Annotated in this window: 14 protein-coding genes; 6 read left to right on the forward strand and 8 right to left on the reverse strand. The window is 71.0% G+C overall.

Translation table 11 applies throughout. The features are described from left to right. Positions 1-178: 178 nt before the first annotated feature. Both recA and recX read left to right on the forward strand, forming a co-directional pair. Positions 179-1,300, forward strand: coding sequence for a recombinase RecA (recA, locus tag ACH4FH_RS05515; RefSeq protein ID WP_398554439.1), 1,122 nt, complete (start codon positions 179-181; stop codon positions 1,298-1,300). Between the two features lie 6 nt (positions 1,301-1,306). Then, positions 1,307-1,978 carry a recombination regulator RecX gene (gene recX, locus ACH4FH_RS05520; RefSeq protein ID WP_398554440.1) on the forward strand — a complete coding sequence of 224 codons (672 nt, stop codon included), beginning with the start codon at positions 1,307-1,309 and terminating at the stop codon, positions 1,976-1,978. A 234-nt stretch (positions 1,979-2,212) separates the two neighbouring features. On the opposite strand, the gene ACH4FH_RS05525 is transcribed toward recX, so the two are convergent. The 8 genes from ACH4FH_RS05525 to ACH4FH_RS05560 form a co-directional block, all read right to left on the reverse strand. Then, positions 2,213-2,590 carry a rhodanese-like domain-containing protein gene (locus tag ACH4FH_RS05525; protein ID WP_398554441.1) on the reverse strand — a complete coding sequence of 126 codons (378 nt, stop codon included), beginning with the start codon at positions 2,588-2,590 and terminating at the stop codon, positions 2,213-2,215. Between the two features lie 166 nt (positions 2,591-2,756). Then, on the reverse strand, positions 2,757-3,299 hold the full coding sequence (locus tag ACH4FH_RS05530) for a cysteine dioxygenase (protein ID WP_398554442.1): 543 nt from the start codon (positions 3,297-3,299) through the stop codon (positions 2,757-2,759). Positions 3,300-3,376: 77 nt separating this feature from the next. Beyond that, entirely contained in the window at positions 3,377-3,493 is a 117-nt protein-coding gene (locus ACH4FH_RS05535; protein WP_393893316.1) for a putative leader peptide, read from the reverse strand. Continuing rightward, the gene (locus ACH4FH_RS05540; RefSeq protein WP_398554443.1) at positions 3,456-5,306 is read right to left on the reverse strand and encodes an FAD-dependent monooxygenase; all 1,851 of its coding nucleotides are present in this window, start codon (positions 5,304-5,306) and stop codon (positions 3,456-3,458) included. The genes ACH4FH_RS05535 and ACH4FH_RS05540 overlap by 38 nt, the downstream gene beginning before the upstream one ends. Before the next feature lie 175 nt (positions 5,307-5,481). Beyond that, positions 5,482-6,417: an amino acid ABC transporter permease gene (locus ACH4FH_RS05545; protein ID WP_398554444.1), complete on the reverse strand. Its 936-nt coding sequence runs from the start codon at positions 6,415-6,417 to the stop codon at positions 5,482-5,484. Positions 6,418-6,490: 73 nt separating this feature from the next. Then, on the reverse strand, positions 6,491-7,138 hold the full coding sequence (locus ACH4FH_RS05550) for an amino acid ABC transporter permease (RefSeq protein ID WP_398554445.1): 648 nt from the start codon (positions 7,136-7,138) through the stop codon (positions 6,491-6,493). 153 nt (positions 7,139-7,291) lie between these two features. After that, on the reverse strand, positions 7,292-8,203 hold the full coding sequence (locus ACH4FH_RS05555) for a glutamate ABC transporter substrate-binding protein (RefSeq protein ID WP_398554446.1): 912 nt from the start codon (positions 8,201-8,203) through the stop codon (positions 7,292-7,294). A 56-nt stretch (positions 8,204-8,259) separates the two neighbouring features. Further along, positions 8,260-9,045, reverse strand: a complete 786-nt coding sequence (locus ACH4FH_RS05560; protein WP_398554447.1) for an amino acid ABC transporter ATP-binding protein — start codon at positions 9,043-9,045, stop codon at positions 8,260-8,262. A gap of 277 nt (positions 9,046-9,322) precedes the next feature. Between ACH4FH_RS05560 and ACH4FH_RS05565 the strand changes: the two genes are divergently transcribed. The 4 genes from ACH4FH_RS05565 to ACH4FH_RS05580 all read left to right on the forward strand — a co-directional run bounded on the left by ACH4FH_RS05565 (position 9,323) and on the right by ACH4FH_RS05580 (position 13,543). Then, positions 9,323-10,063: a response regulator transcription factor gene (locus tag ACH4FH_RS05565; protein ID WP_398554448.1), complete on the forward strand. Its 741-nt coding sequence runs from the start codon at positions 9,323-9,325 to the stop codon at positions 10,061-10,063. 16 nt (positions 10,064-10,079) lie between these two features. Further along, positions 10,080-11,495, forward strand: a complete 1,416-nt coding sequence (locus ACH4FH_RS05570) for a sensor histidine kinase (protein ID WP_398554449.1) — start codon at positions 10,080-10,082, stop codon at positions 11,493-11,495. A gap of 225 nt (positions 11,496-11,720) precedes the next feature. Beyond that, a complete protein-coding gene (locus ACH4FH_RS05575; protein ID WP_398554450.1) occupies positions 11,721-11,924 on the forward strand; it encodes a cold-shock protein in 204 nt (67 codons plus the stop codon). A gap of 266 nt (positions 11,925-12,190) precedes the next feature. After that, positions 12,191-13,543, forward strand: a complete 1,353-nt coding sequence (locus tag ACH4FH_RS05580; RefSeq protein WP_398554451.1) for a DEAD/DEAH box helicase — start codon at positions 12,191-12,193, stop codon at positions 13,541-13,543. Positions 13,544-13,550: the final 7 nt, after the last annotated feature.

Genomic DNA, 13,550 nt, shown 5'->3' on the forward strand with positions numbered 1-13,550 from the left:
GCACGAGTGGTGCGCTTGACACCAAAATCGAACATCCATTCTCATGGGAGATCCGACCTGTGTCCGGAGCTTTCCGGGAGTTATCCACAGGCTGGGGCCGGGTCCGGGCGCATTGTCAGTGGCAGGCGTTAGCGTCATGGACGTGAAGCGATCGACTCAAGCAAATCGGGTGGAACCCATGGCAGGCACTGACCGCGAGAAGGCGCTCGACGCCGCTCTCGCACAGATTGAACGGCAATTCGGCAAGGGCGCCGTGATGCGCATGGGGGAGCGGCCCAACGAACCCATCGAGGTCATCCCCACCGGCTCGACCGCGCTCGACGTGGCGCTGGGCGTCGGCGGTATCCCGCGCGGCCGCGTGGTGGAGGTCTACGGCCCGGAGTCCTCCGGTAAGACGACCCTGACGCTGCACGCCGTGGCGAACGCCCAGAAGGCCGGCGGCTCCGTGGCGTTCATCGACGCCGAGCACGCACTCGACCCCGAGTACGCCAAGAAGCTCGGCGTGGACACGGACGCCCTGATCCTGTCCCAGCCGGACAACGGCGAGCAGGCCCTGGAGATCACGGACATGCTGGTCCGCTCCGGAGCGCTCGACCTCATCGTCATCGACTCCGTCGCCGCCCTGGTGCCGCGGGCCGAGATCGAGGGCGAGATGGGCGACTCCCACGTCGGCCTCCAGGCCCGGCTCATGAGCCAGGCCCTGCGCAAGATCACCAGCGCGCTCAACCAGTCCAAGACCACCGCCATCTTCATCAACCAGCTCCGCGAGAAGATCGGCGTGATGTTCGGCTCGCCGGAGACCACGACCGGTGGCCGTGCGCTGAAGTTCTACGCCTCCGTGCGCCTCGACATCCGCCGCATCGAGACCCTCAAGGACGGCACCGACGCGGTCGGCAACCGCACCCGCGTCAAGGTCGTCAAGAACAAGGTCGCTCCGCCCTTCAAGCAGGCGGAGTTCGACATCCTCTACGGCCAGGGCATCAGCCGCGAGGGCGGCCTGATCGACATGGGCGTGGACCACGGCTTCATCCGCAAGTCCGGCGCTTGGTACACCTACGAAGGCGACCAGCTCGGCCAGGGCAAGGAGAACGCCCGCAACTTCCTCAAGGACAACCCGGACCTCGCCAACGAGGTCGAGAAGAAGATCAAGGAGAAGCTCGGCATCGGTGTGAAGCCGCAGGACCCGGCCGCGGAGCCCGGCGCGGATGCCGCGGGGGTGGTGGCCGACCCGGCCGCCGCGGTTCCGGCACCGGCGGCCAAGGCCGCCAAGGGTTCCAAGGCCACCGCGGCCAAAAGCTAGTCCGCCATGACGCGGCGAACGGAATGGCCGGGCAGCGAGGACGACACCAGCAGCGCTGCGGGCGACGCCGAGAACCGTAACGGCCGCAGGGGCCGTAAGAAGGGCGGTGGTTCCGCCCTTGCCTTCGGTGGGGGAGACCCGGGCTCGCCGAGGGCCGGGACGGAACCGCCGCGTACGCCCGAGGAGCAGGCACGGGCCATATGTCTGCGCCTGCTCACCGGAAGCCCGCGTACGCGCAAGCAACTCGGGGACGCCCTGCATGAGCGGGGCATCCCCGAGGAGGCCGCGGAGGAGGTGCTGTCCCGTTTCGAGGATGTCGGGCTCATCGATGACGCGGCCTTCGCCGACGCCTGGGTGGAATCGCGCCACCACGGCCGAGGGCTGGCCCGACGCGCCCTCGCGCGCGAACTGCGCACCAAGGGCGTGGACTCCGCCCTGATCGACGAGGCCGTCGGCCGCCTCGACTCCGAACAGGAGGCGTCCACCGCCCGCGCCCTGGTCGACCGCAAGCTCCGCACGACGCGAGGGCTGGACCGGGAAAAGCGCCTCCGCCGACTGGCCGCGATGCTGGCCCGCAAGGGCTACTCGGAAGGTCTCGCCCTCCGCGTCGTCCGCCAGGCCCTGGAAGAGGAAGGCGAAGACCCGGAACTCCTGGACCAGCATCTGCCGGACATCTGAGCCCCGGCCCGTGGGACACTTGATCCCGGTCGACGGATACCTCAGTCCGGCCGGAGACCGACCCCCGGCCAGTTCGCCGGAGACGAGCGAGCAGGCGAGCAGGGGGCCGGGGCCGCAGCGGCGGGGCGCCGCCCAGGGCGCCCCGAGCACCCGTCATCGTCCGCGATCGTCCGGTGTCCCGAACGCGTCAGACTCCCGCCCGGCGTGACCCTGCCCGCAGCTCGCCGCCGGATCTCAGGTCGTCACCGGCAGGCCCGCTGCCCGCCATGCCTGGAAGCCGCCGGTCAGGTCGGTTGCGCGGTGCAGGCCCAACTGGCGCAGGGAGACGGCCGCGAGGCTCGACGCGTAGCCCTCGTTGCAGATCACCACGACGGGCAGGGCGTGATGGGTCGCCTCCGGGGCGCGGTGGTCGCCCGTCGGGTCGAGCCGCCACTCCAGCTCGTTGCGCTCGACGATGAGCGCTCCGGGAATGGTGCCGTCGCGCTCCCGCAGAGCCGCGTAGCGGATGTCCACCAAGAGCCCGCCGGCTTCCTGCACCGCGGCGGCCTCCCCGGGGCTGACGCGCTCCAGCTCTTCCCGTGCCTTGTCCAGCAGCTCGTCGATGGCGCTCATCCCGCCCACACTCCTCTCATGCCTCCGGTGCCTCGCGCCCGACCAACCCCCGGTCCGGCCGGCGAAAACCGGTCGGCCGGACGTGCCAGGCCGGTCACCGGCAACGGCTCCCGCACCCTCGGGCCACTCGCGATCCGCAGCCGCAGGCCCCTCGTCAGCCGGGCGTTCACTCCCACTCCTCGGGGCTCTCGACCTCTTCGAGGCGCAGCACCGGCCCCGTCCGGCTGTAACGGCGCATCAGCGGCAGCGGCGGGTAGTAGGCGTGCACCGACACCGCATGGGTGTCGTGGGAGAGGTTGAGCACCTGGTGGACATGGTGCGGGCCGAAGGCACGGCCCCCTCCGTCGCTGAGCGTGCGCTCCCGGTCCACGCCGTCGGCGAGTTCCAGGGTCTTCCAGCCCTCGGTGGGCAGCTGGACCGCGAGCGACTGCTCGGTCAGTTCACCGCCGGCCGCCGCGAAGGCGCCGCGCGAGCCGCCGTGGTCGTGCCAGCCGGTGCCCGTGCCGGGCGGCCAGCCGATCAGCCACGCCTCGCTGCCGCGGGGCCCGTCCAGCCGGATCCAGGTGCGGCCTTCGGGGTCGAGGGGGAGCGAGGAGACGAGTGCGCTGTCCGTGGCGGTGCGGCGGGCGAAGTCGAGGAGCTCGGATGCGCTGGGGCCACTGTCACTGCCGGCGGCATGCGGGCGCGCAGGGGTACGTACGTCGGGCACGGAAACCGTCCTGGGTGATCGCGAAGAGGCGCGGCCGCCAGGAGCTGACGAGGGGCCGCGCGGGAAGGAAAGGCGAATCAGAAGGACGGACTACACATGCAGCCCGCATAGCGGACCAGGTCCAGATGGACCCTCCGCCAGAATCGCGAGCCGTGATCAGTCACCCTCGGAGTGAAGCATGTGTGTTCCCGCACGGTCAACAGCCGGAAGCGCGTCGTGCGCGGAGCCGGACCCGGGCGCCGTGCCCTCGTCGGCACCGTCCGGGCCCGCGGCGGCGCCGCTCTCCCCGCCCGCCTCGGTCCCCTCGGGCGCACCGGACGGCCGTGGCAGCTGCCGCATCCCCTCCCGGCCGTCGGCCCCGCCCCGCACGGCGTCCGCGCAGGCGTACAGCTCCTCCGGCCGGACGCCGGACAGGGCGGTGACGAGGTGGCCGTCGGGCCGTACGAGCAGAACGGTGTGTGCCGGAGCACCCGGGTAGGACTCGGTGACCAGGACCTCGGCCGGCATCGGCAGCCCGGAGACGGTGCCGGTCAGCCGCGGCATCAGGCCCGCGGACTTCCAGTGCCGCCGGTCCCAGACGCCGGTACCGGGCGCCACCAGGACCGCCAGCAGCCCGTGGCCCAGGCGGTCACGCAGCTGGACGACCGAGCCGTCCGACGCGGTCACCGGGACGTCGGTGACCGGCGCTCCCGGCAGGGTGCCGACGGGCGTGCCCGCGGCCTGCTCGGCGGTCGGCGCGAGAGGGGAACGGGCGTACGCCGGGGGTGCGCCCAGTGGGCCGCGGCCCAGATGCCCGTCCGTCAGCATCGCGCCGCGCCCGCGCGCGCCGCCCGGCAGCATGCTCCGCCAGCGGGCTCCGCCGCCTTCCCGAAGGAGCGGCAGCACCTGGTCGGCTGCGCGCAGCCGCGCCGCGACCGATCCCCGCCGCTCCGCCTGGTAGCTGTCCAGCAGCGTCTCGGAAGCGCCCTGGTGCCAGGCCAGGCCCAGCTTCCAGGCAAGGTTCTCGGCGTCCCGCAGCCCTTCGTCCAGCCCTTGGGTCCCGAGCGCGCCCAGCAGATGCGCAGCGTCACCGGCGAGGAAGGCACGGCCCAGCCGCCAGCGCCGCGCCAGGCGGTGGTGGACGGTGTGGACGCCGGTGTCGAGCAGCTCGTACGGGGGGACGATCCGACCGTGGCCGCGCCCTCGGGAGTGCGGGGTGGCGTGCGCGGCCGCGGTGACGCCGTCAGGACCGGTCACCGGTTCGTTGGCCCACCCGGCCAGGGAGTCGCGGATCCTGGCGACCAGCGCGTCCGGGGTGACCAGCTCACGCCCGGGCGGCAGCAGCCAGTCCAGCCGCCACACGCCGTCGGCCAGCGGGCGGGCGGAGACCTCACCACGGGGCCCGCCGTGCCGGGTCGGCGAGCGGTGCAGCAGGGCCTCGCCCGGCCAGGGCAGGTCGGTGCGCAGCGCGGCGACGGCGTGCCGTTCGACGGCCGTGCGGCCCGGGAAGCGGATGTCGAGCAGCTTGCGGACCGTCGAGCGCGGGCCGTCGCAGCCGATGAGGTAACTGCCGCGCCACCACGTCCCGTTGGGCCCGCGGGTGTGGGCGCTGATACCGCGCTCGTCCTGCTCCAGCTCGGCCAGTCGGCTGCCGGTGACGATCTCGGCGAGCTTCTCGCGGGCGAGGGCGGCGCGCAGCGCGCGGGTCAGGGAGTGCTGGGGGAGGTGGACGGGGGAGGGCGCGTCGCCGGGGGCCCGGTGGTCGAAGGCGACACGCTCCAGCAGCCGGCGGCGGTGCATCGTGCGCCAGGCGGTCCAGCGGGTGCCCGCCGTCTCCAGAGTGTCGGCGCAGCCGAGGCGCGCGACGAATTCCGCGGTCTCCTGGCGGAGCACGGCGGTGCGGGCGGGCCGGGTGTCCTCCTGGCCGGTGGTCTCGTCGAGGACGACGGAGGGGACGCCGAGGCGGGCGAGGGAAAGGGCGAGCGAGAGGCCGACCGGGCCTGCCCCGACGACGATCACCGGGTCCACGGCGTGGCTCCCTGAGTCCGTCGGTGCTTACGGGGCGTGCGGGAACTGGCAGTTGGAGCCCGGTGCGTGATCACACAGCGTATGCAACCCATTGCGGCCGTCCCCGTCAAGTGACCAAAGGCGGCGGCACGTGCGCCGCCGCCTTCGAGCAGTCCGGGGACAGTCTGTCGTACCGTCAGTCCTTCTTGTCGACCGGCCCGCCGGGGATCGCGTCATGGACTTCCATGGCGTCGGAGGCCGTCACCGGCTCACCGGCCTCGGTCACCCCGATGCCGGTCTTGGCCCGGCGGCCGCGCCGCTCGATCCAGTTCGCCAGGGCGGACAGCGCCAGGCACATCGCGACGTAGATGCTGCCGATGACGATGATGACCGGCACGTAGGTGTCGTTGCCGTTGACGATGATGTTGGTGCTCATCAGGCGGGCCGTGTAGAGCAGCTCCTCGAACGTGATGATGTATCCGAGGGAGGTGTCCTTCAGGGTCACCACGAGCTGGCTGATGATCGTCGGCAGCATCGCGCGGACGGCCTGCGGGATCAGCACGGTCGTCATGACCTGCGTCTTGCTCATGCCCAGTGCGTAGGCGGCCTCGCTCTGCCCCTTGGGCACGGAGTTGATGCCGGCCCGCAGCACCTCGGCCTGCACCGAGCCGTTGTAGATCGTCAGGCCGATGACCAGTGCCCAGAACTGCGGCTCGCTGCCGGACAGGCCCAGGCTCTCGCGGTTGCTGAGGAGGATGACCCACAGCGCGTAGATCGTGATCAGCAGCGGGACGGCGCGGAAAAGCTCGATGAAGCCGGTCGCCAGCCAGCGGACCGGCTTGTGGTCGGACAGCCGCGCCACCGCGAGCAGCACGCCCAGGACCAGCGACAGGACCGCCGCGACCGCGAAGACGGACAGTGTCGTCACCACGCCGTCGCGGATGTTGGCCCGCACGCCGGCGTTGTTGAAGATGTTCCACACCTCGGGCTCGAGCTGGCCCTTGGCGCTCAGCCGCATGAACGCGAACGCGATCAGCGAGAGCACCGCGAGGGAGCCGAGGACGGTGTAGAAGCGGTTGCGTACCTTCGCCTTCGGTCCCGGTACGTCGTAGAGAACGCTGGCGCCGCTCATGCCCTTACCTCGCTCTGTTCCGCCCCGCCTGCGCGTGGCATCCACGTCATGCTGTTCCGCCTGTCACGTCCGCTCATCGGGCGACCCCCATCCGGCGCTCCGCCAGCCGGAAGAGACCGCTGATGGCGAAGGTGATGACGAGGTAGGCGAGCGCGGTCCACAGGAAGATCCAGGCGATCTCGTACCCCTTGTCGTTCAGCAGCTTGGAGACGTTGAACAGCTCGCTGTAGCCGAACGCTCCGGCGATCGCGGAGTTCTTCGTCAGCGCGATGAAAATGCTGCTCAGCGGCGGCAGAACGGTGCGCGTGGCCTGCGGGAGCACGATCTCGCGCAGCGTCTGGGTGAACGTCATGCCGATGCTGCGGGCGGCCTCGGCCTGGCCGAGCGGCACGGTGTTGATACCGGACCGGACCGCCTCGCACACGAAGGAGGAGGTGTAGAAGCCGAGGGCCAGAGTGGCGAGGATGTACGGGCTCGCCCCCTGGAAGAGGATCTGGGGAACGACGAAGAACGCGACGAGGAAGAGCAGCGTCAGCGGCGTGTTGCGCAGCACCGTGACCCAGGCCGTCCCGAAAGCGCGCAGCGGCGGGATCGGAGAGACCCGGAAACCGGCTATGAGAACGCCGAGTACCAGGGCGAGCAGCGCGCTGGACGCGGTGATCGCCAGGGTTCCGAGGAATCCGTCGCGGAACTCGGGCAGATAATCGAGGAGTACGTTCATGGGGTCTCCGCGGTAGCGGTCAGGTCGACGGCGGGAAGAGGGCGGTGCGTGCGTCGGCGCGGGGCCGTCGGTGCGGGCCGGAAGACAGCGCGCCCCGTACGCCCGCCGCGGCGGGCGTACGGGGCGGCGCAGTCGGAGATGTGCGCGGGCGCCTCAGTAGCGCGGCAGCGGCGTCTCCGGGGCGACGTAGGACGAGCCCGACTTGCCGAGCGTGCCTTCGTACGCCTTCTCGTAGTCCTTGTTCTTGATGTGGTTCTCCAGCGCGTCGGTGATCGCGTCGCGCAGGGCCTTGTCGTCCTTGTCCATGCCGACGCCGTAGGGCTCCTTGGTGAACGGCTTGCCGACCACCTTGAGCTTCTCGGGCCGCTGGGCGGCGTAGCCCTTGAGGATCGCGTCGTCGGTGGTGACCGCGTCCACAGCGCCGTCCAGCAGGAGCTTGACGCAGTCGGAGTACTTCGACTGCTCGTTGGTGTCGGCGCCGTACTTCAGCTTCTTGATCTCCTGGAGCGGAGTGGAGCCGACGATCGAGCAGACCTTCTTGCCCTTGAGGGAGTCCGGGCCCTTGATGGCCTTGTCGTCCTTGCGCACCAGGAGGTCCGCGCCGGCCGTGTAGTACGGGCCCGCGAAGCCGACCTGCTTCTTGCGCTCGTCGTTGATCGTGTACGTACCGACGTAGAAGTCCACCGAGCCGTTGGAGATGGTGGTCTCACGGACGTTGGAGTCGATCGTCTTGAAGGTGATCTGCTTCTCGGAGAAACCGAGGTCGGCCGCGACCATCTTGGCGATCTCGATGTCGAAACCGGAGTACTTCCCGGTCGCCGGGTCCTTGAAGCCGAGGAACGGCTGGTCGGCCTTGACGCCAATGGTGATCTTCTTGGCCTTCTGGGCCTTCTTCAGCACCGCCGAGTCGATCTTCGGCGCCGAGGCGGCCTTGTACGTGCCGCTGAAGAGATCGCCACCGGCGGGCTTGTCGCCGGCCGTACCCGACTCGCCGCCACACGCGGTCGCCGTCGCCGCCAGAGCGAGCACCACCGCACCCGCAGCGGCCGTCTTACGAATCCTCATGGTGAACATCCTTTGGTTCAACAAGTGTTGGCAATCATCGTGGCCCAACTACGGCCTCAGTGGTGAAGGATCTTCGACAGGAAGTCCTTCGCCCGGTCGCTGCGCGGGTTGTTGAAGAACTGGTTCGGCTCGGCCTCCTCGACGATGCGACCGTCCGCCATGAAGACGACGCGGTTTGCCGCGGAGCGGGCGAAGCCCATCTCGTGGGTGACGACGACCATCGTCATGCCGTCCCGGGCGAGCTGCTGCATGACCTCCAGCACCTCGTTGATCATCTCCGGGTCCAGCGCGGAGGTCGGCTCGTCGAAGAGCATGACCTTCGGGTCCATCGCCAGCGCGCGGGCGATCGCCACGCGCTGCTGCTGGCCACCGGACAGCTGGGCGGGGTACTTGTCCGCCTGCGTGCCGACGCCCACCCGGTCCAGGAGAGCGCGGGCCTTCTGCTCCGCGGCCGCCTTGTCCGTCTTGCGGACCTTGGTCTGCCCCAGCATCACGTTCTCGAGCACCGTCTTGTGCGCGAAGAGGTTGAAGGACTGGAAGACCATGCCCACGTCGGCGCGCAGCCGCGCCAGCTCACGCCCCTCCTGCGGCAGTGCCTTGCCGTCGATGCTGATGCTGCCGGTGTCGATGGTCTCCAGGCGGTTGATCGTGCGGCAGAGCGTCGACTTGCCGGACCCCGAGGGTCCGATCACGACGACGACCTCGCCGCGGCGGATCGTCAGGTCGATGTCCTGGAGCACGTGCAGCGCGCCGAAGTGCTTGTTCACGTTGTCCAGCACGACCAGCTGATCCCCGGCCGGCGTGGGACCCTCGGCGTTCTTGGTCACCGATACTTCGCTCATCGGCGTGTAGCTCCGTCCTCCTCGGTTGTGGAGGACCCTAGTAACGGCCTGCGACCAGCGTCATTACATCTGAGGGGAAATTGAGCATAACGATCCGGCCGCAAAGGGACACACTGGGTGAAAGACCCACGACGGTGCGTGTCCGGTGCCGGTTTGCCCCCGGCGTACCGGCTGGGTAACGGATGGCGTCGCGGGGGTGGCCTCCTCTTGACGCGCACACCACCTATCGCCGTAGATGCCCTGTGGCCTGTACGCACGAAAACCGAGGAGGAGGCCGATGAGACTGCTGCTCGTCGAGGATGACGATCATGTCGCCGCGGCCCTGTCCGCGGTGCTCGCCAAGCACGGCGTCGCGGTCGTGCACGCGCGCAGCGGCGAGGAGGCCCTGCAGGCGTTGCTCCCCCAGGACGCGGAGCCGTTCGCCGTGGTGCTCCTCGACCTCGGCCTGCCCGACCAGGACGGCTTCGAGGTGTGCGGCCGCATCCGCAAGCTCTGTGCCATCCCGGTCATCATGGTCACCGCGCGGTCGGATGTCCGCTCGCGCATCCACGGCCTCAATCTCGGTGCCGACGACTATGTCGTCAAGCCCTATGACACCGGCGAACTGCTGGCCCGTATCCACGCGGTGAGCCGGCGCAACGCCTCCGGCGGCGCCGACCAGCAGGCCGAGGAGAGCGCCGACGGCGACGGGCTGCGGCTCGGCCCGGTCAACGTCGAACTCGCCACCCGCCAGGTGTCCGTGGACGGCACCACGGTCCCGCTCACCCGTAAGGAGTTCGACCTGCTCGCACTCCTCGCCCAGCGCCCGGGCGTGGTCTTCCGCCGGGAGCAGATCATCAGCGAGGTGTGGCGCACGAGTTGGGAGGGCACCGGCCGGACCCTGGAGGTGCACGTCGCCTCGCTCCGCGCGAAACTGCGGCTGCCCGCGCTGATCGAGACCGTCCGCGGCGTCGGCTACCGCCTGGTCGTCCCCGCCCCCGCCGCTCCGGGCCCGCCGCCCGCCTCGCCGGCGTCCTGAAGGCCGCCGCGAGCACGTGCGCACCCGACTCCTTCCGCTCCTCATCGTCCTCATGGCCGGTGTGCTGCTCGCGCTCGGCATCCCGCTGGGCGTCATCACGGCCCGGGTGGAGCAGCAGCGGGTGGTCGTCGACCGGATCGACGACGCCGCGCGGTTCGCCTCCCTGGCCCAGTTCGTCACCGCCCGCCCCGAATCCGACACCGCGGTCAAGAGCCCCGACGCGGACGAGCGGCGCAACACCCTGCGCTCCGAGCTGGCCCGCTACCACGATCTCTACGGCATCCGCGCCGGCGTCTTCTACCGCGATCACACCCCGATGGCCGCGGCCCCCGGTGACCTGCCGGTGCCCCGCGACCGCGAAGGCGCCCAGGCGTTCCGCGAGGCGCTGGCCGGCCGCCGCAGCCACGACCCGCGCCAGATCTGGCCCTGGGACCGCGACGGCCGCATCCCCGTCGCCTCGCCCGTCATCCGGGACGGCGACGTGGTCGCGGTCGTCGTCACCGACTCGCCCACCGCGCAGATGCGTTCGCACATCGTGGACGGCTGGTTGACCATCGCGGCGGGTGTGTGCGCGGCCATGCTCCTCGCCGTCGCCGCGGCCTTCCGCCTCACCGGCTGGGTGCTGCGGCCGGTGCGGGTGCTGGACGCGGCCAGCCACGACATCGCCACCGGCCGGATGAAGTCCCGGGTCGCCGCCACCGCGGGCCCACCCGAACTGCGCCGCCTGGCCCGCTCGTTCAACGAGATGGCGGACAACGTCGAAGACGTCCTGGAACAGCAGCGCGCCTTCGTCGCCGACGCCTCCCACCAGCTGCGCAACCCGCTCTCCGCGCTCCTGCTCCGCATCGAACTGCTGGCCCTGGAACTCCCCGAAGGCAACGAGGAGATCGCCTCGGTCCGCACCGAGGGCAAGCGCCTGGCGCACGTCCTCGACGACCTCCTCGACCTGGCCCTCGCCGAACACACCCCCGCCGACCTCCAGCTCACCGACGTCGCCGCGCTGACCGTCGAACGCGTCGGCTCCTGGCGCCCGCTGGCCGACGACAAGGGCGTCCGGCTGACGTACGAGGGGCACAGCGCGGTCACCGGCTGGGCCGACCCGGTCGCCCTCTCCAGCGCGCTCGACGCCGTCGTCGACAACGCCCTGAAGTTCACCCCGCCCGGCGAGCCGGTCACCGTGGCGGTCGCCGCGGACGGCGAGAGCGTCCGTGTCACCGTCGCCGACCGCGGTCCCGGACTGACCGACGACGAGCTGGCACGGGTCGGCGACCGCTTCTGGCGCAGTGGCCGCCACCAGAACGTCTCCGGGTCCGGGCTGGGTCTGTCGATCACCCGCGCGCTTCTCGCCGCGGGCGGCGCCACCCTCGCCTTCGCTCCGCACCCGCCGCACGGTCTCCGGGTCACCGTCACCGTGCCGCGCAACGCACCGTGAACCCTTGTCCCGCCCGGCCACCAGGGCATTCGCGGCATCACCGGCGGAATCTGTGCTAACGTGAACAGCGTTGCAGTTGTGGTACCCATGAACTTTGTGTGCGCCCGGAGGCTTGTAGCCCCGGGCGTTCATTGTTTTCCGGACCTTTCCGGTGTTGGGCCATCATCTCGGCGACATGGAGTCCGCGAAGTGCGGTCTCCGGTTTGCCCCATGAAGGAGAAAAACATGGCTACTGGCACCGTGAAGTGGTTCAACTCGGAAAAGGGCTTCGGCTTCCTCGAGCAGGACGGCGGCGGCCCGGACGTCTTCGCCCACTACTCGAACATCCAGGCTCAGGGCTTCCGTGAGCTGCTGGAGGGCCAGAAGGTCTCGTTCGACGTGACCCAGGGCCCGAAGGGCCCGCAGGCGGAGAACATCGTCCCCGCCTGACGCACCCCGCGTCTCGCGGACGGGGCCCGCACCGCCAGCCGGTGCGGGCCCCGTTCCGTGTGTACGGACGCCGGAGCGTGACGTACGGATCACGACGGGTCCGCGGTGCCCGAGGCCGCGCGGTCCGTCCGCCGATGCGCGACGCCACGCCCCGGCCGTCCGGCGAGGACCACCGCATCCCCCCGTCCCCTCGGCCGCCGAGTGTCAGCCCGCGGGAGAGTGCGAGATCGTGACGACCCACCACTGCCTCTCCTGAAGGGCATTCAGTGACACGAGCGACCGCACCGCGACAGAGCGCCGCCCCGCAGACGCCCCAACCGACGTCTCCCCCCACGCCCGCCGGCTCCTTCGACGAGCTGCCGCTGGCACCGGCCCTCCTCTCCGCGCTGCGCGCGCAGGGTGTCACCGAGCCGTTCCCCATCCAGGCCGCCACCCTCCCCGCGACCCTCGCGGGCCGGGACGTGCTCGGCCGCGGCCGCACCGGCTCCGGCAAGACCCTCGCCTTCGGGCTCGCGATGCTCCACCGCACCGCCGGCAAGCGCGCCGTGAGCAAGCGCCCGCTGGCCCTGGTGCTCGTGCCCACCCGCGAACTGGCCGGCCAGGTCTCCGACGCGCTCGCGCCGTACGCGGCCGCGCTGGACCTGCGTACCGCCACCGTCGTCGGCGGTACCTCGATCACCCGTCAGGTCGAGGCCCTGCGCAAGGGCACCGAGGTGCTGGTCGCCACCCCCGGCCGGCTCGCCGATCTGCTGGACCGCCGCGCCTGCAAGCTCGACCAGGTCACCGTCACGGTCCTCGACGAGGCCGACCAGATGACCGACATGGGATTCCTGCCGCAGGTGACCCGGCTGATGGAGAAGGTCGACCCGAACGGTCAGCGCATGCTGTTCTCCGCCACTCTCGACCGCAATGTCGACAAGCTGGTGCGCCGCTTCCTGACCGACCCGGTGACCCACTCCGTCGACCCGTCGGCCGCGACGATCACGACCATGGACCATCACGTCCTGTACGTGAACGACGTCGACAAGCGCGCCACCGCCACCGAGATCGCCGCGCGCGAGGGCCGCGTGATCATGTTCGTCGACACCAAGCGCGGCGCCGACCGGCTCACCAAGCACCTGCTCGCCCAAGGCGTACGCGCCGCCGCGCTGCACGGCGGCAAGTCCCAGCCGCAGCGCACCCGCACGCTGGAGCAGTTCCGCACCGGCCACGCCTCGGCACTGATCGCCACCAACGTCGCCGCCCGCGGCATCCACATCGACGGCCTCGACCTGGTCGTCAACGTCGATCCGCCGACCGAGGCCAAGGACTACCTGCACCGCGGCGGCCGCACCGCACGGGCCGGCGAGTCCGGCACCGTCGTCACCCTCGTCACGCCCGGCCAGCGCCGGGACATGACCCGGCTGATGCGGCAGGCGCGGATCACCCCCGGCACCGCCGAGGTCGCTCCCGGAGACACCGAGCTGATACGGATCACCGGCGCCCGGACGCCCAACGGCGTTCCGATCGTGGCCGCCGCGCCCGCCCCGTCGGGGCCCGGCGCCACGGACAACGGCGGCCGGCGCCGTCCCCGCCGCGGCAGGCCCGCCCGCCGCTCCGCCGGGACGCCGCGGAGCTGACCCCGCA

The sequence above is a fragment of the Streptomyces sp. NPDC017993 genome (assembly GCF_044328065.1).
Taxonomy (GTDB): Bacteria; Actinomycetota; Actinomycetes; order Streptomycetales; family Streptomycetaceae; genus Streptomyces.

What these genes read in the sequence shown, in the direction of transcription:
- recA (WP_398554439.1), top strand. Translation starts at nt 179, where the DNA reads ATGGCAGGCACTGACCGCGAGAAGGCGCTCGACGCCGCTCTCGCACAG.
- recX (WP_398554440.1), top strand. Translation starts at nt 1,307, where the DNA reads ATGACGCGGCGAACGGAATGGCCGGGCAGCGAGGACGACACCAGCAGC.
- ACH4FH_RS05525 (WP_398554441.1), bottom strand. Translation starts at nt 2,590, where the DNA reads ATGAGCGCCATCGACGAGCTGCTGGACAAGGCACGGGAAGAGCTGGAG.
- ACH4FH_RS05545 (WP_398554444.1), bottom strand. Translation starts at nt 6,417, where the DNA reads ATGAGCGGCGCCAGCGTTCTCTACGACGTACCGGGACCGAAGGCGAAG.
- ACH4FH_RS05550 (WP_398554445.1), bottom strand. Translation starts at nt 7,138, where the DNA reads ATGAACGTACTCCTCGATTATCTGCCCGAGTTCCGCGACGGATTCCTC.
- ACH4FH_RS05555 (WP_398554446.1), bottom strand. Translation starts at nt 8,203, where the DNA reads ATGAGGATTCGTAAGACGGCCGCTGCGGGTGCGGTGGTGCTCGCTCTG.
- ACH4FH_RS05560 (WP_398554447.1), bottom strand. Translation starts at nt 9,045, where the DNA reads ATGAGCGAAGTATCGGTGACCAAGAACGCCGAGGGTCCCACGCCGGCC.
- ACH4FH_RS05565 (WP_398554448.1), top strand. Translation starts at nt 9,323, where the DNA reads ATGAGACTGCTGCTCGTCGAGGATGACGATCATGTCGCCGCGGCCCTG.
- ACH4FH_RS05575 (WP_398554450.1), top strand. Translation starts at nt 11,721, where the DNA reads ATGGCTACTGGCACCGTGAAGTGGTTCAACTCGGAAAAGGGCTTCGGC.